Annotated in this window: 27 protein-coding genes; 7 read left to right on the forward strand and 20 right to left on the reverse strand. The window is 38.5% G+C overall.

The window, feature by feature from the left end; genetic code table 11:
• Window positions 1–4 precede the first annotated feature (4 nt).
• The 6 genes from HMPREF2571_RS03465 to HMPREF2571_RS03490 form a co-directional block, all read right to left on the reverse strand.
• Entirely contained in the window at window positions 5–1,222 is a 1,218-nt protein-coding gene (locus tag HMPREF2571_RS03465) for a CapA family protein (RefSeq protein ID WP_037605462.1), read from the reverse strand.
• A 169-nt stretch (window positions 1,223–1,391) separates the two neighbouring features.
• On the reverse strand, window positions 1,392–2,216 hold the full coding sequence (srtB, locus tag HMPREF2571_RS03470) for a class B sortase, LPKTxAVK-specific (protein ID WP_002886388.1): 825 nt from the start codon (window positions 2,214–2,216) through the stop codon (window positions 1,392–1,394).
• Window positions 2,217–2,310: 94 nt separating this feature from the next.
• A complete protein-coding gene (gene abpA / locus HMPREF2571_RS03475) occupies window positions 2,311–2,949 on the reverse strand; it encodes an amylase-binding adhesin AbpA (RefSeq protein WP_002886387.1) in 639 nt (212 codons plus the stop codon).
• Window positions 2,950–3,637: 688 nt separating this feature from the next.
• Window positions 3,638–3,847 (reverse strand): helix-turn-helix transcriptional regulator, encoded by a 210-nt coding sequence (locus HMPREF2571_RS03480; RefSeq protein ID WP_002886384.1) that lies wholly within the window; start codon window positions 3,845–3,847, stop codon window positions 3,638–3,640.
• Between the two features lie 3 nt (window positions 3,848–3,850).
• Window positions 3,851–4,432 carry a hypothetical protein gene (locus HMPREF2571_RS03485; protein WP_002886383.1) on the reverse strand — a complete coding sequence of 194 codons (582 nt, stop codon included), beginning with the start codon at window positions 4,430–4,432 and terminating at the stop codon, window positions 3,851–3,853.
• A 606-nt stretch (window positions 4,433–5,038) separates the two neighbouring features.
• The gene (locus tag HMPREF2571_RS03490) at window positions 5,039–5,368 is read right to left on the reverse strand and encodes a winged helix-turn-helix transcriptional regulator (protein WP_070847207.1); all 330 of its coding nucleotides are present in this window, start codon (window positions 5,366–5,368) and stop codon (window positions 5,039–5,041) included.
• Window positions 5,369–5,636: 268 nt separating this feature from the next.
• On the opposite strand from HMPREF2571_RS03490, the gene HMPREF2571_RS03500 reads away from it, so the two are divergent.
• Window positions 5,637–7,007: an MFS transporter gene (locus HMPREF2571_RS03500; protein WP_070847211.1), complete on the forward strand. Its 1,371-nt coding sequence runs from the start codon at window positions 5,637–5,639 to the stop codon at window positions 7,005–7,007.
• Between the two features lie 539 nt (window positions 7,008–7,546).
• Here the strand turns inward: HMPREF2571_RS03500 and HMPREF2571_RS03505 are convergent.
• Window positions 7,547–8,122 (reverse strand): helix-turn-helix domain-containing protein, encoded by a 576-nt coding sequence (locus HMPREF2571_RS03505; RefSeq protein ID WP_052699104.1) that lies wholly within the window; start codon window positions 8,120–8,122, stop codon window positions 7,547–7,549.
• A gap of 158 nt (window positions 8,123–8,280) precedes the next feature.
• On the opposite strand from HMPREF2571_RS03505, the gene HMPREF2571_RS03510 reads away from it, so the two are divergent.
• The 5 genes from HMPREF2571_RS03510 to HMPREF2571_RS03530 all read left to right on the forward strand — a co-directional run bounded on the left by HMPREF2571_RS03510 (window position 8,281) and on the right by HMPREF2571_RS03530 (window position 12,064).
• Window positions 8,281–8,724 carry a hypothetical protein gene (locus HMPREF2571_RS03510; RefSeq protein WP_021144847.1) on the forward strand — a complete coding sequence of 148 codons (444 nt, stop codon included), beginning with the start codon at window positions 8,281–8,283 and terminating at the stop codon, window positions 8,722–8,724.
• Between the two features lie 278 nt (window positions 8,725–9,002).
• Entirely contained in the window at window positions 9,003–9,425 is a 423-nt protein-coding gene (locus tag HMPREF2571_RS03515; RefSeq protein WP_045768735.1) for a hypothetical protein, read from the forward strand.
• Window positions 9,426–9,427: 2 nt separating this feature from the next.
• On the forward strand, window positions 9,428–10,456 hold the full coding sequence (locus tag HMPREF2571_RS03520; RefSeq protein WP_045768736.1) for a replication initiation factor domain-containing protein: 1,029 nt from the start codon (window positions 9,428–9,430) through the stop codon (window positions 10,454–10,456).
• 59 nt (window positions 10,457–10,515) lie between these two features.
• Window positions 10,516–10,776, forward strand: coding sequence for a helix-turn-helix domain-containing protein (locus HMPREF2571_RS03525; protein ID WP_045768737.1), 261 nt, complete (start codon window positions 10,516–10,518; stop codon window positions 10,774–10,776).
• Between the two features lie 70 nt (window positions 10,777–10,846).
• Window positions 10,847–12,064, forward strand: a complete 1,218-nt coding sequence (locus HMPREF2571_RS03530) for a tyrosine-type recombinase/integrase (protein WP_045768738.1) — start codon at window positions 10,847–10,849, stop codon at window positions 12,062–12,064.
• Window positions 12,065–12,174: 110 nt separating this feature from the next.
• Here HMPREF2571_RS03530 and rpsI read toward each other — a convergent pair whose 3' ends face one another.
• The 13 genes from rpsI to pnp all read right to left on the reverse strand — a co-directional run bounded on the left by rpsI (window position 12,175) and on the right by pnp (window position 24,082).
• A complete protein-coding gene (gene rpsI / locus HMPREF2571_RS03535) occupies window positions 12,175–12,567 on the reverse strand; it encodes a 30S ribosomal protein S9 (protein WP_002886375.1) in 393 nt (130 codons plus the stop codon).
• A gap of 27 nt (window positions 12,568–12,594) precedes the next feature.
• Window positions 12,595–13,041 (reverse strand): 50S ribosomal protein L13, encoded by a 447-nt coding sequence (rplM, locus tag HMPREF2571_RS03540; RefSeq protein ID WP_002886374.1) that lies wholly within the window; start codon window positions 13,039–13,041, stop codon window positions 12,595–12,597.
• A gap of 250 nt (window positions 13,042–13,291) precedes the next feature.
• A complete protein-coding gene (locus HMPREF2571_RS03545) occupies window positions 13,292–13,492 on the reverse strand; it encodes a helix-turn-helix transcriptional regulator (protein WP_002886373.1) in 201 nt (66 codons plus the stop codon).
• Between the two features lie 9 nt (window positions 13,493–13,501).
• Window positions 13,502–13,972: a hypothetical protein gene (locus HMPREF2571_RS03550; protein WP_002886372.1), complete on the reverse strand. Its 471-nt coding sequence runs from the start codon at window positions 13,970–13,972 to the stop codon at window positions 13,502–13,504.
• 153 nt (window positions 13,973–14,125) lie between these two features.
• A complete protein-coding gene (locus HMPREF2571_RS03555; protein WP_013989934.1) occupies window positions 14,126–14,986 on the reverse strand; it encodes a DegV family protein in 861 nt (286 codons plus the stop codon).
• 8 nt (window positions 14,987–14,994) lie between these two features.
• Window positions 14,995–15,510, reverse strand: a complete 516-nt coding sequence (locus HMPREF2571_RS03560; protein ID WP_002886370.1) for an NYN domain-containing protein — start codon at window positions 15,508–15,510, stop codon at window positions 14,995–14,997.
• Window positions 15,511–15,512: 2 nt separating this feature from the next.
• Window positions 15,513–16,256 carry a 23S rRNA (guanosine(2251)-2'-O)-methyltransferase RlmB gene (gene rlmB / locus HMPREF2571_RS03565; RefSeq protein ID WP_002886369.1) on the reverse strand — a complete coding sequence of 248 codons (744 nt, stop codon included), beginning with the start codon at window positions 16,254–16,256 and terminating at the stop codon, window positions 15,513–15,515.
• 47 nt (window positions 16,257–16,303) lie between these two features.
• Window positions 16,304–17,971 carry a hypothetical protein gene (locus HMPREF2571_RS03570; protein WP_002886368.1) on the reverse strand — a complete coding sequence of 556 codons (1,668 nt, stop codon included), beginning with the start codon at window positions 17,969–17,971 and terminating at the stop codon, window positions 16,304–16,306.
• Between the two features lie 287 nt (window positions 17,972–18,258).
• On the reverse strand, window positions 18,259–18,660 hold the full coding sequence (locus HMPREF2571_RS03575) for a Mini-ribonuclease 3 (protein ID WP_002886359.1): 402 nt from the start codon (window positions 18,658–18,660) through the stop codon (window positions 18,259–18,261).
• The gene (cysS, locus tag HMPREF2571_RS03580; RefSeq protein WP_013989932.1) at window positions 18,653–19,996 is read right to left on the reverse strand and encodes a cysteine--tRNA ligase; all 1,344 of its coding nucleotides are present in this window, start codon (window positions 19,994–19,996) and stop codon (window positions 18,653–18,655) included. Before cysS ends, HMPREF2571_RS03575 begins: the two co-directional genes overlap by 8 nt.
• Before the next feature lie 376 nt (window positions 19,997–20,372).
• A complete protein-coding gene (gene cysE / locus HMPREF2571_RS03585) occupies window positions 20,373–20,993 on the reverse strand; it encodes a serine O-acetyltransferase (RefSeq protein WP_002886354.1) in 621 nt (206 codons plus the stop codon).
• Between the two features lie 84 nt (window positions 20,994–21,077).
• The gene (locus tag HMPREF2571_RS03590; protein ID WP_049529355.1) at window positions 21,078–21,848 is read right to left on the reverse strand and encodes an SseB family protein; all 771 of its coding nucleotides are present in this window, start codon (window positions 21,846–21,848) and stop codon (window positions 21,078–21,080) included.
• The gene (gene pnp, locus HMPREF2571_RS03595; protein WP_049529354.1) at window positions 21,845–24,082 is read right to left on the reverse strand and encodes a polyribonucleotide nucleotidyltransferase; all 2,238 of its coding nucleotides are present in this window, start codon (window positions 24,080–24,082) and stop codon (window positions 21,845–21,847) included. The genes HMPREF2571_RS03590 and pnp overlap by 4 nt, the downstream gene beginning before the upstream one ends.
• A gap of 209 nt (window positions 24,083–24,291) precedes the next feature.
• Here pnp and pbp3 point away from each other — a divergent pair, with 209 nt between their 5' ends.
• Complete coding sequence (gene pbp3 / locus HMPREF2571_RS03600) at window positions 24,292–25,539, forward strand: D-alanyl-D-alanine carboxypeptidase PBP3 (RefSeq protein ID WP_045002006.1); 1,248 nt, start codon at window positions 24,292–24,294, stop codon at window positions 25,537–25,539.
• The last annotated feature ends 135 nt before the right edge of the window (window positions 25,540–25,674 follow it).

The raw sequence follows: 25,674 nt of genomic DNA on the forward strand, positions 1-25,674 counted from the left end.
AGCTTTATTTCCATTTTAAATTAACATGGGCATTCATTTCTTTATAAGCAGTATCTATACGCTCTTTGGTCTCTTCATCTAGTTTATTTCTATATTTACCACCTTTAATGAAATCCTCTAAAATATAAGTTTGGTAAGTATACAAAGGATATCCCTCTGGCGAAGTTGTTCCTTTAGGTGTACGGTTAACCCAAGTCGGATGTGCTTGAGCAGTCTTAATCGTGGTTTGACCATTCTTTTTCTCAAAGGTGACATCCATTAAGACACCCCTCTCTGTCCACTCTGCGCTATCCACACCATCCATGGTCTCTATGCGCTGGTTTGAGATGAAATTCCCCATTGAGTAAATAATAAGTTTTTGCTGTCCATCCTTTTTAACCACCTCAGAAGGTTCTACCACATGAGGATGACCTCCAAAGATAATATCAGCACCCCAATCAATCATCTTATGATAGAGTTTAACCTGTTCATCTGTCGGTTCCAAACGATATTCAACACCCATCTGAGGCATGATAACCGTGATATCCGCTTCTTTTTCGGCACGCTGAATCTCGGATTTCATACGTTTTTCATCCAAATTCGATAAGTGGTCTGCAACCTCTTTATCCGTCAAGTTCGACTCTAGGCCATTGTAACCATAAGCATAGGAAAGTATTGCAACTTTGATACCATTAACATTCTTGATGAGAAGTGGCGCCTTGTCTCGCACCGGCTTTTCGTAAACACCAATAGGATCAATTCCCACTTTTTTAAAAGCATCAGCAGTTGTAAAAGCTCCCTCTAAACCAGAATCCAAGATATGATTATGGGCCAAATCCATAACATCATAACCAGCATCCTTAATAGCTGCTGTCACTGATTGAGGAGCATTAAACAGAGGATAGCCTGACAAAGGATAATCAGGATTAACCGTTCCCTCGAAATCACCCAAGACCAAATCAGCCTGCTTTAACCACGGCTTCACATAAGTAAAATTCTCCGTGAAATCATAGCTGCCATCCGCCTGCAAGGCACTCATATAGAGAGCGTCATGATAGAGCAAGTCCCCATTAGCCATGATACGTGCTGTCTGTACCTGGTTCGAGGCATTCTTTTGCTGTTCGTTCTTACTATGAACAATTAAAATCTCAAGAAAAAGCAAACCTAAGACGAGAGCAATCAACCCCATCAAAATCTTATTAGTCATCGCATTATCACGCTTTTTAGCTTGGCTCTGTTTCATAACACTCTCCTTTTTCATACTACTAGTGTACCAAAAAAACTGATCCATTAATGATAAAAAAGATTAACAAACAGTTACATCTCACCCTTATAACAACTTTAAAAATACAGTAGCTCTGTTCAAATAAAATAAAAACCCTACTTCACGAGAAGTAGAGTTCTGTTAATGATTATCGTGTTGGTGTGTATTCCAAATCTTTTCCATGTTTAGCTACAAAGTCAGACATCTCAGAGTCTGGAATTTGACGCAAGTAGAGATTGGCACGAATCGTTGGATCTTCCTCACGACAAGTCGAAAGAACGAGGTATTTATCTGAAGCACTAACCTTCAAATCCTTGTTTTTAACATCAGCCGTATCATAGATAATATCTAATTGTTCCTTAAAATCCTTATCATCTTTGAATGATGTACGGTAGAAAGCTGTATCCTCAGGAACAATAACCATCGCAAAAGCTTCATAATAATACTTTCTTTGAGGGGTTTCTACAACAACATACTTGTGTTTGTCAAAAAACGACTGATCACTGTAGTAGTTAACATCATTAAACATACGATGGTCTTCTACCTGACTTCCTCTAGCGTGACCAAAAAGCCAAGTCAAACGGTCACTAAAATCTTTCTTATTGTCTGTATCCATGAATACAGTACCAAACAGAGGCTTATTACCTCCTTCGAAAGTTTTATCTAGATATGTAGAATTATCTTTAGTTTGTACAACAGGCTCATCTAATTGAGTGCCTGGTGCATAGATATAAGCAATCGTATCTGAATTAGTTGCAGAAAGACCATCAAACTTCGACTTGAGATACTTCTTTTCATCATCGGTAGGTTTATAGTCACTGACTTGAGTAACCTTATTCCCAAGTGAATGAGCATTGTTTCCTGTAAAAAGTTTGACTCCACCAATAATCACTAATCCTAATACAAGAATGGATGCCAAAATACTTAAGGATTTTTTATTTAAGATCTTCGTGCTACTATTGCGTTTACTCATAAATCTCTACTCTCTCTTCATTTTATTATTAATAATAAAATATCACTGAAGCCTAACTTCAGTGATATTCTTGGTAATAACTAGTAATCACTAATTATTTTACTGCCGCAGTATTTGGAAGAGCTTTTGCTTCTGCTTTAGAACCTGATTTGTTTTCTTTAACTGCTTTAGATTTTTCTTCTGCTTTTTTAGCTTTTTCTGCTGAAGTTTGAGCTTTTTTCACATCTTCTTGTGATGGAGCAGTTTTATCTTCTGCTTGAGCTCCATGTTCCGCTTCATAACGAGCGTTCTTTTGTTCTGGAGTTTCATTCAAAATGTAGTAATTACCTTCTTTTTTAGAAGCAGTATTCCATTTCTTTTGAAGTTCTTCAGTGTAACGGTTACGAACGTTGTTACGAGCAGTATTCAAAGCTGATTCATAAGCTTCTTTCTTTTCAGTGTAAAGGTGTGATCCGCCTTCAACCGCATCAAATTCAGATTTAGCTGCAACTACTGCTGGATCTTGAGCTGCTTCAGCATCGATATCTTCTTGATGCCCTGCCAAGTATTCATTTACTTTACGAGCATTTTCAAATTCTGTTTGAGCGTTGTAGGCATCATTCACACCACCACCTGTTGTTGGTTGGTCATATGCTCCTGGAGTGTTAGCTCCACCATTGATATCCGCAACTGCTGGCGCTGCAGCCGCAAAAAGCGCAAGAACTGCTGCTGAAGTAAGCAATACTTTTTTCATAATTAATTCTCCTCTATAAACAACTTATTTTTTTATCAGGTATTCCCGATACCCATTGATTATAACACTATTTAGAGATATGTCAACATTTTTTAAAAAATTTTTTTGAATTTTAATATATCCTACAATTCGCACAAATAATGGGTTTTTAGAACATACTAACCAATAGTTATGATTAACTATTTTTAATTTTAGTGTTATTTTGAGCATTTTGTTATGGCTTACCTTAAGTTAAAATACAAAAGAACATCCATATATAAAAGCATAATTTGTAAAATATACATTCTTTATTATGATAACTTTTATTTCAAAACCTCAAATAATCTTTGTTGAAGATAAAAAACTCTTGATTTCAATAAATTTGAAGTGCAGAACAATATCATCCTCCAAATGAATGTATTCATTCACTTTTATCATTTTTGTATGATAACTACATAATATGCAAGACCTCACAATTGAATAGATTAGAGAAATATTAGCATTTTTGAGAGTATTTCCACCTAAAAAGTTCTATTATTGGTTAAAATTCTTGAAAAATAAACTATTATCTTATTTTTTTGAAAGCGTTTCAACTAAAATGTTATTACGAAAAACTCCTTTGAAAATACTCCCTTTTACCACTACCTCGCCATAGAATAACAAGTTTCCAAAAACTGATACACAAATCAATTCGATTGTTTTACTTCTCTTATTTCAGACGAAATAGTTCTTCCACTTGTTTATTAAAGACTTGCGCTATTTTTAAAGCCATTTCCAACGAAGGGTTGTAGCGGTTATTTTCCAAGTGAACAATCGTTTCTCTCCGTATTCCTACTTGATCTGCTAAATCTTGTTGAGTCATACCATAAGCTTCCCTTACTTCTTTCAAGTTAGTCTTTATTTTACTTTCTTTCGCCATATTTCATCCCCTTTTTTCAGTGATAAAGTAAGTAATGGCAAATAATAAGAGTAAAAAAGCCACCAAAATATAAAGGAATCCAGCATTCAAAACGAAAACTTTACAGACAGCTATCAAGGTTGCCATTCCCAATAATATAAAGATTGCTATTGTAAACAAAATGGAAGAGGACTTTGCAATATTTCTATAAAATCGTTCATCGGGTTCTTCATTAATTCTCTTGAATAAGAAGTAAAACATTAATAACAATTGAACACTTAATCCAATTCCTAACATTATATTCTTAATCAAAGAACCAGGAGTTAGAAGCCAAACTCCAATAGTATAGATTGAGGACGAGAGAAATACAAGCACTGTATATAATTTTGCAGTAATCCCAAACATTTTTTTCTCTTTCTTTTGATAGGTTGATTTTGAGAGGACCGATAGCATCGTACAAACCAAATACGAAGGAAGCCAAGCCGTCGTCATAATAGCACCTTTCGCTAGAATCGGTAGGTGATTCCCCAGCAATAAAACTAAACATACAACAATAAGCACGCTAGAGATATAAAGAATTATCTTTAAGTTCTTCGATATTTTCATTTTAGTCACCTCTTTTTAGTATGTTATAAATATATCACACCTTATCTGTTATAAATATATCACATTGTTATAAGAATTTCAAGATGAAGACAAAACTCTAGTAAGATTTTGAACACTTTTCAGAAATCTATACAAAAAACACCTTGCAAACTGCAAAGTGTTTTCGTTTGTATTCTGCTTTCCAGCAACGAATTAACGTTTTGAGAACTGGCTAGCTTTACGAGCTTTCTTAAGACCTGGTTGGAACATCTCGTATTTGAATGAATTTCAATGTATGCTTAATATCAATGTTTACCCACGTTTTCAGAAAGAAATATTTCGTCTAATTTGAGTAACTTTCAATTGAATGGTGTGAATTTTGCCCTAAAAATACACGAATTGAGCTAGATTTTACCAAAAAGTTCACACCACTATTTTGATGATTTTTTATTTTGCCTGTTTTTACCTATGGTCTTACCCACAACAAAAATTATAGAGCCAAAAAACACTAGTCACACATTTGAACTAGTGTTTTACATTGCCTTGATTAACAAGGTTACCAAATCTTTCAGAATTACAATTTCTATTTATAGGAAGAATATTAGTAATAAATTATGTAAATTCAACCTAATTACTATAAGTTTGCTCCCATTTTTTCATTTCTTCAACGATACTTCTTAGAGCAATACCTTTCTTTGTCATTTTATATTCAACCTGTGGAGGCGATGTCGGTAAAACTTTTCTTGATAAAATGCCTTCTTGCTCGAAATCATGTAACCGTTGAGCTAATATTCTAGGATTAATACCTTCTACACTACGCAAAAGACTACCATAATGTATATTACCATCAATAATTTCAGATAAAATCTCAAGAGTAAATTTACCCTTTAGTAAATTCAAGACCCTTCTTGCTGGACAAATTGATTTTTTCAAAGGTTGCATCTCGCAAGTCTCCATTCATTTCCTCCTTTTTTGATAGTTACTATACTTTTTTTCCCTTCTTGTTTCATAAATAATTACATGATAAGTTTATTATATCACTTGAAGGGAAAAATCACTATGGATATTATAACTAAGTTTGACCGTATTGAAGATATTCTCAGCAGTCCTGATGGAAGATACTTTGGTAATGGATATACTCAAGTAAAATATTTTCAGAAAGTTAAACATATTACTTTTGATTGATAAATAAAAATTAGTTTGATGAAATAACGGAGGAAGCTTGATGAAAAAAACAAATACAAAAGCGCCAGCTTATCTACTTTTTATTCTTTCGCTAGGATACATTATGGCAGTCCTAGATACAACCGGAGTGGTTCTTGCAGTTCCTCATATTGAAAAAGCTATGAGCGTCTCATTAGAGCAATCCATTTGGATTATTAACGCCTATACACTAGCTTTAGGGTCTTTGCTCCTACTTTCAGGAAATTTAACAACAAAATATGGTGCTAAACGAATTTTATTAATTGGAATGACAATTTTTACACTTGCCTCGTTAGGATGCTCTTTTTCACCAAATATTGAAACATTAATTATACTTAGATTCATTCAAGGTTTCGGTGCTTCGTTGTTCATGCCAAGTTCATTAGCACTTTTATTCATTTCATACCCCGATTCTACTAAAAGAGCACGTATGTTAGGAATCTGGACAGCAATTATTTCTGTTGCAACCGGTACTGGTTCTTTTATTGGTGGACTAATTATTAACTACTTCGGATGGAGGGGTATTTTCTTAGTCAATATTCCATTTGGAATTTTGACAGTAATTTCAATATTACTTCTCGTGAAAAATAATATTGCCAATCTAAAGACTAGAATTGACATCTTTAGTAATATATTTCTGGTTACAACTATCGGAAGTCTAGTTATTTACCTTGTTGAAGGGAATCAATATGGTTATAGTAACTCAAATCTTTTATTGTTTCTTCTCCTATTTATATTATTTGCTATTGGTTTAGTAGTCCACGATAAAAAAAGTAAAGCACCTATTGTTCCCCACCAACTATTAAAAAATGCTAAGTTTATTGTCTCTAATCTATTAGGTTTAGTAGTTAACATTTCACTATATGGCATTGTTTTGGTGCTAGGACTCTATTTTCAAACTTATTTAAACCTTTCCTCAATGGTTTCTGGACTCCTCATTCTACCAGGAATGATTGTCTTAATTATTGGTAATTTATTTTACGCACGTGCTGTAAAACGATTTTCCGTGGGAAGCCTCGCTACTGTCTCAATTATTTTTGCCATTGTAGGAGCAGCAGGAATTTTTGGAATTGGAGTTCTTTTTCATGAAATTCAACTATACATCCTAATTCCTTTATTTTCTTTAATGAGTCTAGGTATCGGAGTGTTAACTCCAGCAACTACAACCATTCTTATGGAAGCTGCTGGTCAAGAATTATCTGGAATTGCTGGTGCAACTCTAAACGCTAACAAACAGATTGGTGGACTTTTTGGTACAACAATTATGGGGATTGTAACTACTAATTTATCCCATGATTGGAATATAGTCATCGTTGTCGCATTTTTGTTTAACGTGATAATGTATATTGCTACTTGGTTAATTGCTAGTCGTTACCTTTATGGAAAAGAATAAAACTAAACAGAACGCAATCAATTTAAAAGTTGATTGCGTTTTATATTATTTCTCAGCACAATTACTCCAATCATCATAATTTGCTTGATAAATAACTCAATTACTTTTGTCGCAAAGATTGTAAAATACCAACTACCTTATAACCTTGATGAAACTATGAAAAATGCATAAGCGTTAGTTCATATGATAAATTAGATAACACTCGTCGTGTTCCTTGGCTATCCTCAATATTGATTAAACTTCCCAAAAGAAAACCGTCATCATAATGAACTAGGCTACTATCAATTGCAATATCTCTTTTGAGTAGCTCTTCACTCATATCCTAAACCTCGCTAGCAATCGTTTCACTAGTCAAGTCTTTTAAATCTTTTACTAACTGATAAGTAGTATAGATTGTATTTGATATATAATTAATGGATTTTATTAGCTGTATTTCTGAAAATTACCATAAGTAGCTAAACATTTCTTTGCTCTCTGCCCTATAGCTTGCTTACTAAGAGTTTCAAAAAACTCAAAAAAACAGCTTCAAGGTAATTTCTTTATAAATTTATCTTTTCAAATCGAATAGCATCAAGTTCTTTGTCTGATTGATCTTTATATAACGCAATCAGATTGTCGATTTTCTTCTGAATATCTTTTTCATATTTTAGAGTAATGAGGTCTATTTTATCCTCGTCAGACATAGTATTGTTACTTTCCAATTCCAATGCTTGATTGAGTTGCTCTTTCATATAAGTTTTTTGTTCTACCTCTCGCTGAAATTTTGAGTAATTAAAAAGACTTTGTAACAGCAATTCTTCTTCTGCCATTCGAGCATACTGAAAATCATTTGCCAAACGTTCCAAATGCTCTGCCCACTTTAAATCCCCCTTTTTTTCTCCAAACTCACTATAAGGAAAGAGTTCATCCACATCTATTTTTAGAGCTTTCGCAATATCTTCTAGGCGCTCCCAACTTGGTTCGGTAGTGCCTTTTTCATAGTTAATAATTGTTTGTTTAGTTACACCTAGAATTTTTCCCAATTCCTTTTGGGTCATTCCTGCTTTTAAACGGGCAGATTTAATATCAAGCTCCCCCGCTCGTAAGACATTGGCATAGTTATATAAAGCTGACATTGGATTTCACACTTTCTATTTAGGTAAAATTATTTTTTACTTTTTAGTTGACGAGTAAAAATATGTTTTGTATAATGAAAACAATCGATAGGTAAAATAATTGTTTACCTCTTGATTATATAATATTTTACCTTGAGAGTAAATGGAAGGAGGCTAAAATGACACGCTTTTACGATTATCCCCAAACGGTTGAATTGGTTAATGGTTTGAACTCTGTCTCAACTTTAAAGAAATGGCGCTTAAAGATTGAACGCTTAACAGGACATACCTTTGAAGAAAGCCGAGTACGAACAGGCAAACGTTCTTACAGTAAGGTTACTCTCTTTACTGATAGTGACATTGAGCAGTTGCAACAGATTGCCTATTTAAAAGGCAATCTGGGACTAGAGAAAGCCATTCTCAAAGTCTATCCGCCAACCCGTGCCTCACCTGTTCCCTTGACTAAACAAGTACAGGGACTATCTGTTCAAGTGTCTCAACTGAACAATCAGGTTGAGGGACTAACCAGAGATAATCAAGTTCTAACCTTGCGCCAAACCTCACTGGAAAAGCGCATAGAGGTCTTAGAACACCCTAAGAAGCGAACACTCTTTGGCAAGTGAGCACGGTACAGCACCAACGCTGTGGGCGAGTGGTCAACACGGTAGCCCACAAGGCGGTCGGGGCTTGAAACGGGCGAGACTTGCCACTAAAATAAGTGCCCCACTACTAATAGGGGGTACGAACGTACACGAAAGTAGGGCTAACCCCTTGATACGTCTGGGGTTAAAGCCAATCAGTTGAAGTTTTCGCTGAAATCCCTTGGGAGAGTAAGGTTCAAAGCTAATTCTGCGTACGTTTAGAAAAGATAACTACTTTAAAAAACACAAAGGAGAATATGATGACAAACTTAACACTAACTGACACAACACTTAAACTTGGCGAATTGAACCTTGATAAAAGTCAATTCATGCTTCCTAAAAAAGTAGTGGTACTTTCTGCTCGTATGAGTTATAAGTATCAAGAGGTAAACGGCGAACAAGTCCGAACAGACGAACCATCCAAACTAGTTTGTAGCGTTCAAGATGCGGATAAAATCAAAGTGTTAAAAGAAATGAACATTGCCATTGAAGAACTCAAAGCGATAACGCTTGAAATTCATGACAACCTCGACAAAATCACTAAACTGGCAGAAAACGACGGTTTACTTGATAAGACCGTTGAACTCGTCAATCCTCAAGTCCGTCTCATGTGGAACATGACTCGTAGCAACTGGTCTGGTGTAAAACTAGTGGCAAATGACCTTAAAATGACTGGTGACTAAGCATGGACAACAGCGTAAGGATTGACTACTTCGCTGTAACCGTTAAAGATGTTTCACCAGAGGAGGTATTAGAAGAGATACTCCTTATTCCCCAAGACCAGTTTGCACTGAATGCTTGGGGAATAAATAAGTATCAACGCCACTATGCCTGTTCAGACATCAAAGTTTACTTTAACCAAGCCTTAGATAATATGGGGGTCTATCTGGAACTAAAAGGACAAGGCTGTCGCCAATATGAGGAATTTATGGCGGGTAACGCTAACAACTGGGTAGCTCTAGTCACACGCCTTTACCGCTATCAGGTTAACTTTACCCGAATTGATATTGCTAATGACATCTACGATAATGCCTTATCGGTTCAAACTCTCTATGCTTACTGTAAACGGGGCTTGTGTATCACCAGAGCCCAACACATGGACTATCACGAGCGGTCAGTCCTTGAAACAGGGGAACGGATTGGCGAGACCGTCACCATAGGCGCACGAGGAAGCCAGCAATGGTGTGTTTACAACAAACTCATGGAACAAACAGGCAAAGGTAAGATTGTTGATAAGATAAGTGATTGGGTCAGGGCGGAGCTCCGTTGTTGGCAAGGCAAAGCCAATATTATCGCCCAGCAAATAGTTCTTAAAAGACCTCTGACAGCCATTTACTTTGAGGCAATCAACGGACACTACCGCTTTGTCAGACCTAATGACAGGGATACCAACAAACGCAGACGTCAACCTGTTAAATGGTGGCTGGACTACCTCCAGACGGAAACTAAAACACGATTGAGTATTGAACGCACCAAGCCAACACTTAGACAATCGGAACAATGGACGGAAAAACAAGTCTCAAAGACCTTAGCCAAGCTCTATGTGGCTAAGTACGAGGCAACCACACTTGAAGAAGCTAACCAATTTCTCCAAGACCTCTTAAAATTGGGACTATCGAAATTTACTAACAGCGATGAAAAGGAGATTGACCAATATGTCCGTGAACACCAGAGTTCCGGGACTTGGGGCATACAAAAAGACGACTTGCCGTAAACAAATCGCCTTAGAAATAATAACTACTAACATTATATCATGAAAGGACAAAAGAGGCTATGCAAGTGATTTTACCAGACGAACAAATTCATCAGCTACAACTTTTAATTAGCCGACTTATAGAAAATGAAATAAAAAATAAATTGGATAGTAACAACATTGAAAGTCCATTCTTGAACAAGCAACAAGCTTGTAAGTATCTAGGAATTGCCAATAATACGCTTGATTCTTGGATAAAAAAGGGATTACCAGTTATTCGAGTTGGAAAAACTGTCCGCTTTGATAAAACCGAACTTAATTACTGGTTACAAAATCAGTAGCATTCTAACCGTGGTCTGATATAATGAAGCCACGGTATTTTTCTAGCTCAATTCAAAAAAGGAGAATACTATGTCAATTACAAAAACTAAAAACGGAACTTATCGCTTACGTATCTATGTCCCAGAAGAAGTCAAATCCTCATTGGGAATTAATAAAAAAGTGATTGAAAAACGTTTCAAACTAAGGAGTGAGGCTAAAAAATACGAACTTGAATTACAAAACAAGATTGATAAAATTTTAAGCGGAGAATCAACCTCATTGGAAACAAATGGCTCAATCCTCTTTTCCGATTTTTATCACAATGTTTGGTGGGAGTCCTATAAAGCAGGTCAAACAACATCTACCACAAAACCACCTTCACAAGCTACTATTGACGGTACCGAAATTGTCTTTAGAAAACATATCCTACCCTTGCTTGGTAATTATTCCATTGATTTTCTCAATCAAAATAAACAGGTTATCTTGAACCTTTTAACACAAAAGGCAGAAGAATATGCAAACTTTAAAGTGATTAGAAGTTACGTTAATTCTATTTTTGATTGGGCTGAGGAATTGGAATATATCGAAACTAATCGTCTCTCTAAAACAATTAGCCGTATTAAGGCAACTAAAAAAATTAAACTACAAGAGAGTAAAAATGATGAAGATTTATATCTGTCACAATCAGAACTTCAAGCATGGTTCACCGCTTTTGAAGAAGATTTAGAAAACGACAAGCTCCTATTCAAAGATTATGTGTTATTCTATACAACTTTTTTCTTAGGAGATAGGAAATCCGAAAGTTACGCTTTGCAATGGAAACACATTAACCTAAAGAAACAAGAAATTCAGTTAGTGAAAGCCTTGGACAAGTATAAAAATCCAAAATCAACTAAGGGAAATAAAAGGACAACTTTCCATATTCCTATTGAACTAACTGATTTACTCTGTGCTTGGAAAAAACAACAAAAATTGGAATTGGCAAAATTCAATATTATCCAATCTGATGAACAGTATGTTTTTACTTATATTGATACAAAAGGGAATGTTAATAGTCCCTTACACGCTGATTATCTTAATAATAAGATGAAGTCTGTCGAACGCCGTCATAAGGAACTAACACACGCCACACCTCATAAATTACGTCATACGGGTGCAACTCTTGCCAAACAATTTGGCACATCACTAGAGGACATTTCAGAAGCTCTAACGCATAGCGATACTCTCACAACTAAGACCTATGTCAACACTTCAAATGTCATACCAATGGCTGTTGGTGAAATTGCCTACCGTAACCTTAAAAAGTAATGGTGTGAATTTGGTGTGAAAAGTGGTGTGAATTTTGCCAAAAAAACATCAAAAAACACCCCATGGTGTGAACCATGAAGTGTTGATAAATGCTGTATTGTAGCCGTTTCTTAACGTTTTGAGAACTGGCTAGCTTTACGAGCTTTCTTAAGACCTGGTTTCTTACGTTCAACCATACGTGCATCACGAGTAAGAAGTCCAGCGCGTTTCAATGAATCGCGGAAGTCTGGATCTACTTGAAGAAGTGCACGAGCGATACCGTGACGGATCGCACCTGATTGACCAGCGTATCCACCACCTACAACGTTAACGTGTACGTCGTATGAACCTTCAGTTGAAGTAACTGCAAAAGGTTGGTTGATAACGAGACGAAGGTCTGCGTGTGGGATGTATTCTTCTACATCTTTTTTGTTAACAGTGATTTTACCAGTACCTGGAACCAAACGTACGCGTGCAACGGCGTTTTTACGGCGTCCTGTACCTGTATATTGTGCTTGTGCCATTATATTAGTGCTCCTTTCCTCTTAGAATTAGATAAGTCCTGAGATATCAAGTACTTCTGGTTGTTGTGCAGCGTGAGTGTGCTCACCGCCAACGAAGACTTTCAATTTCATACCTTGTGCGCGTCCAAGAGTGTTGTGTGGAAGCATACCTTTAACTGATTTTTCGATCAAACGAACAGCATTTTTAGAACGAAGTTCACCTGCTGAGATTTGTTTCAATCCACCTGGGTACATTGAGTGAGTGTAGTAGATCTTATCAGTTGCTTTTTTACCAGTCAATTTAACTTTTTCAGCATTGATAACAATTACGAAGTCACCTGTATCAGTGTGTGGTGTGAAAGTTGGTTTGTTTTTTCCGCGAAGTACGCTAGCAACTACTGCAGAAAGACGTCCAAGTGGCACATCAGTTGCGTCAACGACATACCATTTACGTTCAACTTGGCCTGGTTTAGCCATAAATGTTGTTTTGTTCATGATTTCTCCTATATATAGTTCGATTTTTGTTTACGAGTGATGGGTGTTCCTTCCCATCGAAAAGTATTTGGAAGGTTCCGGGGCCTTTCAAATGGGGTAAACAATACCGTTTAACATAATATCAAAAAAACACGTCCAAGGCAAGTCATTTGGAGGTGTTTTTCTTTTATTTTTTGTATTTTTTTAGTCTCTCATTTTATAAGGTGTAAGACTAGAAATCATGCCTAAATAACCTCTAAGTGAGTACAAACTAATCCTCAGATTCCCAAAAAAGCTGGTCTAAAGTTTTGTCCAGAGTTTTGCAGATAGCAATACACAGATTTATAGTAGGGTTATAATCACCTTTTTCAATAGCTGAGATGGTCTGCCGAGAAACTCCTATAGCATCTGCCAAGCCTTGTTGAGTGAGATCCTTTGCTACACGAGCTGACTTCATTTTTAAATTTTTCATTCAAAAATCCTATTCTTCGTTTTCTAGTTCTTCCAAACGGTTCTTCTTGATTCTTTTAATGATAACCCAGCAGTCACAAATAAGAGTCAAACCCAATGTCAAAAATGCTACACTACTCATAAGATTCTTCCCTATCTTAAACGACTGAAATAGACTTAAAAGGCCCATTAGCGATATAAGAATTCCCAAAAGACACATTACCCAGGATAATATGAGCATCTTCTTATCAAGTTTTTTGTCTAGCAACCATGGATGCCCATTACGTGATACGCTGTGAACTAATACTAGGCACATAGAACCAAAGAAAGTGATGATTAATAGTGACTGCACTAATTCGATGGAGTGGGTCTTACTAGCAACCATAATCGTTACAAATATACCAAGCATGGCTATCCAATAACCTCTAGCAGAAGATTCTCCGCTGATCAACTGAGCACGCTCATCCATCGTGCTAGCTACTTTTTTCTGTGACTTTTTCATTTTGTTTCCTCCATTTTCTAGATTAATTATAGCATTATTTTACACTATGTCAAATATATCATTTATTTTGTATAGATTATCTTTTTATATTCTATTAATCTATCATTTCAGAAAACAAAAAAATCAGATAGGAAAGCCTATCTGACACTTTTTCTATCTAGCTTCTTTACCAATCGTAAAGACGGCTAAAGTATCCGGTCCGACGTGAGTAGAGATGACTGGCCCAAGTGGCATAATGAGAACTTGCTCAATGCCGTCAACTGCTAACAATTGTTCTTTTAGATTCTCCGCCGCTTCAATATCATTGGCATAAGCGACAATTGCTGTGCTATGTCCAATATCCTGGGTAGCTTGTAGGACCATTTCTTTAATGGCTTTTTTACGTCCACGGATTTTGGCCAGAGGAACCAACTTGCCTGAAGCGTCCAACCAAAGAAGGGGTTTGATATTAATCAAACTACCAATAATAGCTGAGCTTTTAGAAAGGCGACCCCCACGCATGAGATGGTAGAGATCATCAACTAAGAAATAGGTCCGTAAACGTGGCAGAATGTCCTCAATCATGGCTTTTGTTTCAGATAAGCTCTTACCTTGGTCACGAGCTTCTGCCGCCAAAATAGAAAGATAACCTTCCCCACCTGCTGCCGCCAGGGTATCTACAATCTCAATGATAGCTTCTGGGTATTCATCCAAAATCATGTCACGCGCCATAACAGCACTTTGATAAGTACCTGAAAGCACTGATGAGAAGGCAATATAGAGAAGAGCATCACCATTTTTAGCATGACGACGAAAAACCTCTTCAAATTGACCAACATTCACCTGGCTTGTGGTTGGCTGACTGCCTTCTTGCATACGTTCTAAGAGACGGTCACTCGTTAAACGGTTAGGGCCAACGGTCTCATAGGCAATATCATCAAGCGTGATGGTCAAACCAACGAGCTCTACCTTATTCTCCTGAGCCCATTTTTCATCTAGATCTGCTGTGGAATCTGTCAAAATATTAAATGTCATATATCCCTCTATTCTATTTCATTTAAAAGGTCCTGTAATTTCCCTAATTGTGCATCGTCCCAAGGACGTAGTTTTGGTGTCTTTAAGTCAATATGTGCCGACATCTTGTCTAGGTCAGACTTAACGGTATTGACACGCTCTTCCAACTCACGCGCCGAAACACGTAAAGCCCCTTGCGAAAAGATAGCCCACTGTTCATTTAAGTCACTAGTTGCCACTTCAACTAGATTTTGAACAGTATTCATCTCAGCCGCTGCGCGCTCAATATAGCTATCTGCTGTCTCATCTTCCTCAGTAAAAATAACACTGATACGATACTGATCATAACGCTGACGGCTCCCTGGAACAAACTGAGCATCAAATACACAGATAATATCAATATGTTCAAAGTTAGCATAATGATTAAGCTTACGAAGCAATGTTTCACGAGCTTGATCAAGCTGATTGGTCTTAAAAAGTTGACGGGTTTCTTGCCAAAAGGCAATCATATTATAACCATCAACTAGAAGTATTCTTTTTTTCATAGTTACAATCGGTTTCGATAAACTTCATACATGAGAACTGCAGCTGCCACACTAGCATTAAGGCTCTGCACATGACCACTCATAGGAATAGTAATCATCTCATCCACTTGCTTCTTGATGTTAGCAGAGATTCCCTTGCCTTCATTACCAATGATAAGGGCAACCTTCCCAGCTGTGTTCCATTTATGAGATGGTGTGCCATCCATATCTGTCCCAAATACCCAGAAGCCTGCTTCTTTAAGTTTATCAAGAGTTTGGCTAAGATTGGTCACTCGAGCAATGGGAATATGTTCCACTGCCCCTGTTGATGTCTTGGCAACGACAGGTGTTACCCCCACAGCACGATGCTTAGGAATAATAACTCCTGTCACCTGAGTAGCATCAGCTGTACGTAGGATAGAACCAAAGTTATGAGGATCGTTGAGTCCATCTAAAATGAGGACTAGAGGATTCTCCTCTTGTTCAGCCTTATCCATAATAACTGAGAGTTCAGAATAAGCGAACTCTGACACACGAAGAACAAAACCTTGATGCACAGCTCCACCTGTCATATCAGACAGGGTTTTCTTAGGTGTCCAAGAGATGGAAACCTTCTTTTCAGCTGCCAAAGCCTTAATAGCATCAACATTTTTCCCTCGAAGATCATCTTGAATATAGAGTTTATTACCAGTATTTGCTTCCAGACTCTCTGTTACGGCATGCACACCATAAACAATGTCTAGACTTGATTCTTTAGTTGTTTTCATAAGCTAATTCTATCATAAAAAAAGCCCTCTTACGAGGGCAAAGCATGTTAAATAAATGTAATTGCTGCTAGGTAAAGCACTAGAAGAACGAGAACAACAGTTGCAGCAGCCAAAGCTTGCTTACCAATTGTATCTGGATCTGAGATTGATTCTGCAATCTTTCTCGCAGCTTGAGTAATGGTTTTACCTGCTGCTTGGAAGATATCAATTGAACCTGTGCTTGTTGAACTATTTCCAGAAATCGCTGAAGACCAACCACTCAAAACCTCAGCAATTTGTTCTGCCAATTGCTGTGTTAGCGCTCTAGTTGTCTCAGCCAACTCATTAACAGCCGTAGCTTGTATATGATTGGCTGTTTCAGTGTAGCTATTTGCACTGGTATTATAAGTAACCGGTACAGTCGTTGTTGATGAATACTGATTCCTACGGTAACTATCAGGTGTCACTGGACGCTCACCTTCATTGAAGACACTGAAGGTTTGTGTCAGGTAATGAATATTGTTATTCGTATCAATCAACTCAAAGGTCATTTTATGAATACCAGTTGTTTGCTCTGCCAAATGGTAGGCACTCAAACCAGCATTGACCTCATCCAGAGTTCCTTCAACAAAGTAACTGTGATGAATTTGTTTGCCATCAAGGACTAGATTAAGGCCCTTAATCTTCTTACCTTCCATCTTGTTAACATCAAAGTTGACGTTAAAGATTTCACCACGTGCTAAATAAAGAATATCTGTATTCCCTGTAACAGCAGGTTGATCTTCAAGAAGCGCTCCAGTACTGTCTCGTTTTGGAACAACGGTATAAACTTCAGAAGTGATTGGAGTTGCTAAGATTTCTGAAGTAAGTCCATCCGTAAAGGTTACCTCTGACGAATAGGTCAAACTCTCACTTTGCAACATAGAAACCACTACAGAAGTTTCAAAGACCTCAGAAGTTGATGATGAATCTTTCCAGCCAACCGTAAGGACAGTTAAGCTATCTTCTGAATTATTATTTAACTGACTCGTTTCTGGAGCCGTAGATGCAAGAGAGCTTGCAGTGCTTGCAGACTCAGAAGCGACTTCAGAAGTTGCAATAGCTTGGCTAGTAGGAGTCGCACTTACAGATGTCGTATGAGAATCCAGTGAAGAATACTCTGATTTTTCTATAACTGCATGTGTATTTCCAGCAAGTTCAGATGTGTATAGTGTGCTTTCACTCTTATACATTGAAGTCACAGCTTGAGACTCTGCAGTCGCTGTAGCCTCATGAGACTTATCATAAGTAAGCACAATATTTGGTTTTGCTTGTTCAGAATCAGATGTTGGGTTTGCATCTCCTCGTTCAGATGCCGCTACTGATCGATCCTCACCAAAAGCCTGGGCACGAGCCTCTTCTGAATGAGGTGTCGTCGTAGAAACACTAGTCTCCACGATATCAACTTGAGAATGTACCTCAAGAAGCCCCTCATCTGTCTCACTTGAGGAGACAACCATCAGTGACGTTGAGGTCACTACTGAACTTACTTGACTCGCTGACTCTGCCTTAGCTCCTACTGAAGAAAAATCAGCCTGAGGAGCAACTGGAGCCGGTGCCTCACTATTAACATAATCTATTTTAGCTTCATCAGGTTTTACCTGAACTTCATCTGCTTTACCTGTTTGAAGCGTAAAGCTAGATAAAATCAAAGCAGCAAAAGTTGTATAGAAAACTTTTTTCTTAGCTATTTCCATTCACCTCCTCATTTTTTAGATGGCCTCATTTACTAATATTATAGACTTTTTTTTTACTTTCTGTCAAATTAGTTTTATTAAAAAACGCTATTATATCGGGGTTTTACACGTGTCAGACATCCCTTAACTTTCTCATTTTCAAGGTGCTAAATATTAGTTTCATCTTATTTTTTATTGTCAAGACGCCGAATTACTTTGATTATCAAATAATCTAAATTTTGAAACTCTGGCTAACTGTTACAATTTTTATAGCCTTTAAACAAAAAATCCTGCTCTCGGCAGAATTTTTAGATTTCTTTTTCAACTTCGTCAATACACCAAGCAATCAGTTCCTCTAAGCGAGCGATATCCTCTGTCATATGAAGATAGCCCATGACTGCTTCGAAGCCTGTTGACATTTTATAAGTAATAACATCTGTATTTTTAGCCTTGGTATGGCTATTCGCATTACGACCTCGTTTATAGATGTCTAGCTCTTTTTCAGTCAAAAGCTCTTGCTCCAGCATTTTTTCAATGAGACTAGCCTGGGCCTTAGCTGAAACATAGCGTGTAGCTAGACGGTGCAGTTGGTTTGGCTTGGTCTGACCTTGAAAAATCAGGTGACGGCGAATGTACAAGGAATAAACAGCATCTCCCTCAAAAGCGAGAGCAATACCATTAATAAGGTTGACATCAAGATGTTTAGTCACGTGTCCACCTCACGCCCTCCTTGGTATCAAGAAGTTTGATACCTTGAGCAGCTAACTCATCACGAATGCGGTCTGCTGTCGCAAAGTCCTTGTTGGCACGCGCCGCTTGACGCTCTTCAATGAGTTTTTCGATATCTTCATCAAGGACTTCTTCTTCGAAAACAATACCGAAGACTTGGAGCATTTTTTCAAAAGCATCCTTAACGGTTTGATCATAATTGCCTGAATTAATCCATTTAGCCATGTCAAACAGAACAGTCACTCCGTTTGCCGTATTAAAATCATCATCCATAGCTTCTTGGAAGGCGTCAAGATAAGTTTGCAACTCAGCTTGATTCACCTGTTCTGTCAACGGAAGACTGTGGGTATTTTTCAAATACTTAAGATTGACTTCAGCATCATGGATAGCTTTTTCTGTAAAGTTAATTGGTTTACGATACTGTTGTGTTGCTAGGAAGAAGCGAAGCACTTGACCATCAACCGTTTGAAGCATATCATGAACGGTCACGAAGTTACCCAAGGATTTTGACATTTTTTCATTATCCACATTGACAAAACCATTATGCATCCAGTAGTTAGCAAAGGTCTTGCCAGTTTTGGCTTCGGATTGGGCAATTTCATTGGTATGGTGTGGAAACTCAAGGTCTGCCCCTCCACCATGAATATCGATAGTATCTCCAAGGATTTCAGTCGCCATAACAGAACATTCGATGTGCCAACCAGGACGACCAGGTCCCCATGGGCTATCCCAAGAAACTTCTCCCTCTTTAGCAGCTTTCCAAAGGGCAAAATCTAGAGGATTTTCCTTACGTTCTGTTTCAGCATCCGTACGTCCGCTTGCACCAATTTCAAGATCTTCCAAGGTCTTGTTAGCCAATTTAGCATAGTTGTTTGACTTAGCTACTCGGAAGTAAACATCACCTTCAGAGACATAGGCAAATCCTTTGTCAACCAAGGTTGACACGAATGCAATGATTTCATCCATGTAGTTAATAACACGTGGATTTTGTGTCGCTGGTTTGATGCCAAGTTGTCCGGTATCTTCCATAAAGGCCGCGATAAACTTGTCCGACAATTCCTTAGTTGAAATACCAGCTTCATTGGCTGCCTTGATGATCTTATCATCTACATCCGTAAAGTTGGAAATATAGTTGACTGTGTAGCCACAATACTCAAAATAACGACGAATAGTATCAAAAGCTACTGCTGAACGGGCATTTCCGATATGAATGTAATTGTAAACTGTTGGTCCGCAGACATACATATTGACAACATTTTCTGTCAAAGGTACAAAATCACGGAGCGAACGCGTCATCGTATCATAAATTTTAATCACTAGAGATTCCTTTCAATTAACTGGAAACTATTTTTTATCTTTGATATGGTTTAGGTACAAACACAAGAGTATAACGAGAATGATAATCCAAATAGCCGCATCTAGCTGACCTTGAGCTAAGAGAGACATAGCTGAAAGAAAACTCCCAACTATATAGAAGACCAAAAAAGGATTGTCCTTGAAGAATTTTTTCATTACTCAAATCTCACTTGTGTCGTTGCTTAAAAACAAGACCGGCCCATAACAGAGCAATGCAAAACCATAAGGCGGCCATACTATAGTCTGCTCTATGTAAAGCAATGTAAACAAGAGCAAGAGGACCCACAACCGTCAATCGAGTCACCTTTGAACTAAAGAGTTTCATCGTTTCCTTTCCTTATAGACGTGATGAATGAAAGCTAGCTGCTTTTAGAAGGTCTTCTAGCTTTTCGCTATAGTATTCACGACCTTCTTCAATATCGTGGATAACTTCTTCATCCTTTTGACCATGAACACGCACAACCTTAGCAGGAACACCAACGACTGTAACATCTTCTGGGACATCCGCAACAACCACAGCTGCCGCACCGACCTTAGCATTCTTTCCAATCTCAATAGGGCCTATGACCTGAGCATGGGCTGAAACCAAGGCACCCTCACGAACGGTTGGGTGACGTTTTCCCACATCTTTACCAGTACCACCTAAAGTGACACCGTGGTAAAGCATAGCGCCCTTCTCCACAACAGCTGTTTCACCAATAACAAGGCCAGAGCCATGGTCAATAAAGACTCCTTCAGCGATCTGAGCCCCTGGGTGAATCTCAATCTGAGTCCAAAAGCGCCAAAACTGACTATGCATACGCGCTAAGAGTCGACAATGGTGGCGCCAGAGAAAATGTGAGATACGATGAGCAGCCAAGGCTTTTAAGCCAGGGTAGGTTAAAAGAACCTCCAAACTCGTCCGAGCTGCCGGGTCATTTTTCTTTACTATATCAATACTTTCTTTCCACCAACCCATTTAGGTCACTCCTTACATCATTATTGTTATTATTGTTTGCTGTGGCCTATTATTCTTTAAAGTGGAAAGCTACTAACACTAGGTCTACTCGCCATCCCCTTTAAAATAAGACCAGTCGACTAACTCAGGCTGCTCATCAAACGGATTGATGACAACACCTTGAACCTTATCCAACTCATTTTCACCTGTTGAAGGCTGGTAAATTTCTGACAGTGGCCATTGCAAAATCGTCCCTTTAGCCTTACGGAAAGGTAGGCCAAAAGTCTCGTTACCGTACCATTTTGCAAAGCTCGTTAAGTTCGTAAACACAGGCACATAACTCTGTCCCTCTGCATTCGACATGGTCGCAAAGAGACGGTCATCCTGGCCATCTTCCTCGCGTTTGTGAACGAAGGCTGGAACAAGATAAATCTTATCTTTAGGAGCTGCCTTTTGATTTTCCTCACCCAAAAGATTATTAAGGGTCTGAGTGAAATAGTTGATAAACTGGATGAGTTCACTGCTTGCAAAAAGAGTGGTATTTGAGAAGTCACCATCCTCTTTTAAATTGAAAGCAAGACCAAAAAGCTCTGCCTGAACAAGTTGTGTTAAAACATCTAAGCTCGAACGTTCTATCCAAATTTGTTCTCGAGCACTCTCCTGAGTAGCTTTGAAAGATTGTAGGTCCTGTTCATTGGTGAAGACAGGAACAACCTTCTTTCCTTCCACTTCAACTGCGTAGAGGTCTTGAGCAGCCAAGACGGGAGTACGTTGTAGGTAATTAACCAAAGCCAGACTGGTTAAAAAGTGGTCTGGTTCCTTTAAAAATTCTTTTAGAGTTTCATCAAAAGCTTGCAATTCTTGATTTTCTGTCATTCTTCTGTCTGTTCTTTCGTTTCTGATTTATCAGGATTTTTCGGTGCTTCACCACTTTCATCATGGTGGCGTGGTTTATGATGAGAACGACGGCGGTGACGATGCTCTCCTCCATTTTCCCCATCATCAAGTTTTTCAGGCTTAGGAAGCAAGGCCTTGATTGAGGCATCAATACGTCCTTTTTCATCGATTTTGATAATTTTAACAGTTACCGTACCCCCAACTTTAACCACATCTTCGACATGCTCAGTACGTTCCCAAGCTAGTTCTGAGATGTGGATGAGAGCATCTGTCTTATTGAAAAGGTGGACGAAGGCACCGAACTTTTCAATACGCACAACGGGTACAGTGTAAACCTCTCCAACCTTAGCTTCACGTACAAGATCGGAGATGATAGTTTTAGCACGGTTAATAGCATCCTGATCACTAGAGAAAATCTGAACAAGACCTTCTTCATCAATATCAATAGTGACACCAGTCTCAGCGATAATCTTGTCAATAGTTTCGCCACCTTTACCGATGACAACCTTGATCTTGTCAACAGGAATCTGAATACTGTCAATCTTAGGTGCTGTTGGTGCCAATTCTGGACGTGGCTCAGCGATTGCTGACTCAATAACATCAAGAATTTCAAAACGAGCTACCTTTGCTTGAGCCAAAGCCTCTTCGAGAATGGCCGGTGTAATACCCGAAATCTTAATATCCATCTGAAGAGCTGTAATTCCTTGACGTGTACCAGCCACCTTAAAGTCCATATCTCCAAAATGATCTTCCAAACCTTGAATATCAGTTAGGACAGTGTAGTTAGTACCATCTGAGATAAGTCCCATGGCTATCCCTGCAACAGGTGCCTTAATAGGTACACCACCAGCCATAAGAGCCAAGGTTCCTGCACAAATAGAAGCTTGTGATGAAGAACCATTTGACTCCAAGACTTCTGCTACCAAACGGATAGCATAAGGGAACTCTTCAACACTTGGGAGAACCTGAGCAAGGGCACGTTCACCCAAGGCTCCGTGACCAATCTCACGTCGGCCTGGCGCACCATAACGCCCTGTTTCACCCACTGAATACTGAGGGAAATTATAGTGGTGAAGGAAACGTTTCTTATACTCTGGATCCAAACCATCAACAAGTTGTGTATCACTCATAGGTGCCAAAGTCAAAACTGACAAGGCTTGAGTTTGACCACGTGTAAAGAGACCTGAACCATGAACCTTAGGAAGAAAGTCAATCTCTGCGTCCAAAGGACGGATTTCATCCACACGACGACCATCTGGACGAACCTTGTCTTCTGTAATCAAACGACGCACTTCAGCATGTTCCATCTGCTCAAGGATTTCTGCTACATCACGCAGAATAGTTTCCTTATCCTCATCTTCCGCAAAGCGTTCTTGATAAGAAGCGAGGACCTCTTCTTTTACAGCCTGGGTTGCTGCTTCACGCGCCAGTTTTTCTTCCACCTGAACAGCCTTAGCTAATTGATCATAATAAGCTGTTTCGATTTCGACTTTCAAATCAGCATCAACTTGTAGAAGTTCAACCTCAGCCTTTTCCTTGCCAACAGCTGCAACGATATAATTTTGGAAATCAACCAACTCTTGAATAGCCTCATGTCCCTTCAAGAGTGCTTGCAACATAATATCCTCAGACAATTCCTGGGCACCTGACTCTACCATATTGATAGCTTCCTTGGTACCTGCCACTGTCAAATCTAAAAGTGAAACTTCCTTATCCGCTGCACTTGGGTTGATGATGAAATCTTCTGCAGCATAGGCCACTTGAACCCCAGCAATCGGACCATTGAAAGGAATATCAGAGATAGAAAGAGCTAAAGAACTCCCAAACATAGCCGCCATCGGAGCACTAGCATTCTCATCATAAGAGAGGACGGTGTTAATGACTTGAACTTCGTTACGAAAGCCCTCCGCAAACATAGGACGAATAGGACGGTCGATGAGGCGAGCAGTCAAAGTGGCATCTGTTGAAGGACGACCCTCACGCTTATTAAAGCCACCCGGGAACTTACCAGCTGCATACATTTTTTCCTCATAATTAACCTGTAAAGGAAAGAAATCTGCAGTTGCCATCTTTTTAGACATAACAGCTGTTGATAATACAGTTGTATCTCCATAACGCACGACGACAGCACCATTAGCCTGCTTGGCTACCTGCCCAACTTCAACGACAAGCGGGCGTCCTGCAAAGGTCATCTCAAAAGTTTGTTTAGCCATGTTTGATCCCTCTTTTTATCCATGACCAGCCCTTAAAAAAACGAACCGGTCAACTTTATGTCATTCATTTGATATAACTTTCATTTTACCATAATATAGTCAAAAATGGCAGAGCTCCGGCATAAGTTAGCGCCCAAGTCTCCCTTTCTCTCAGATATTTAAGTCGTTTTGTGATATAATAAACACTTATGAGAGACAAAGGAATGACTATGAAAAAATTACAACACATCATTATGATTGCCTTAATCTTACTAGGCCTAGTAACACCTGCTCTAGCACAAGAACAGACAGATAACTTCAATGTTTCTGCTAAACATGCGATTGCTATCGAAGCAACTACTGGGAAAGTCCTCTATGAAAAGGACGCCACTACTCCTGATGGTGTGGCTTCAATGACTAAAATCCTAACAGCCTACATGGTCTATAAAGCAGTTGACCAAGGAAAAATTACCTGGGACACTGAAGTAGATATTTCAGACTATCCTTTCAACTTAACCGTTGATTCAGAAGTTTCAAATGTCCCACTAGATTCCCGAAAATACACTGTTAAACAGCTCCTGGATGCCACCCTCATTTCCAGCGCTAACAGTGCTGCTATTGCTCTAGCTGAAAAAATCTCAGGATCAGAGAGTGCCTTTGTTGACACTATGACAGCCCAACTTAAAGAATGGGGCATTACAGATGCTAAATTATTTAACGCTTCTGGCCTAAACAATAAATACCTTGGGGATAACCGCTATCCTGGCTCTAAAGCAGATGACGAAAATACTATGAGCGCTCTAGATGTTGCCATTATTGCAGACCACCTCATCAAAGACTATCCTCAGGTACTTGAAATCACCAAGCAAACCGAAACTGATTTCGAAGGTAACAACAAATTAACGACGCACAACTACATGTTGGAGGGGCAAGACAACTACCGTGAAGGCGTTGATGGACTCAAGACTGGAACAACTGAACTTGCAGGGGCATCCTTTGTAGCCCACGCCAATGAAAATGGCATGAGTTTAATTACCGTTGTTATGAATGCGGACAATGGCGGAGAAGATGAAGCAGCCAGATTCACGGCCACAAATGAGTTGCTAGATTATGTGACTCAAAACTGGAAAATCAAAACCCTCAACACCAAGGGACAAATCGTCAAGAAAAATGATATTAAGGTAGCCGATGGAGACAGTCAAACCATCTCTGCTAAACTCGAGTCAGACCTTACAGTCGTTCAAAAAATAAACAGCAAAAATGATGCTGTTAAAATCAAAGCAAAAACTATAACAGCCCCTATCAAAAAAGATGACACTATTGGAACAGCGACCTTTGATGATAAGGATCTCGTTGGAACAGGTTACATCTCTGATCCACCTCAAATTTCTGTAACAGCTAACCAATCTATCAAGAAAAGTTTCTTCTTAAAAGTTTGGTGGAACCATATCGTTAATTTCTTTACAGGAAACAAGTAAACACAAAACTACCTTTTAGATATCAAAAGGTAGTTTTATCTTGCTTTAAAAATTATTCTTGTAAGTAAAAGCTCCTTCTCAACACCTTAAGTTCCTCTCAAAATGTGGTATAATAAATATCCAAAACACATGAAG

This window comes from Streptococcus sp. HMSC068F04 (genome assembly GCF_001837455.1).
GTDB classification, from domain to species: domain Bacteria; phylum Bacillota; class Bacilli; order Lactobacillales; family Streptococcaceae; genus Streptococcus; species Streptococcus salivarius_D.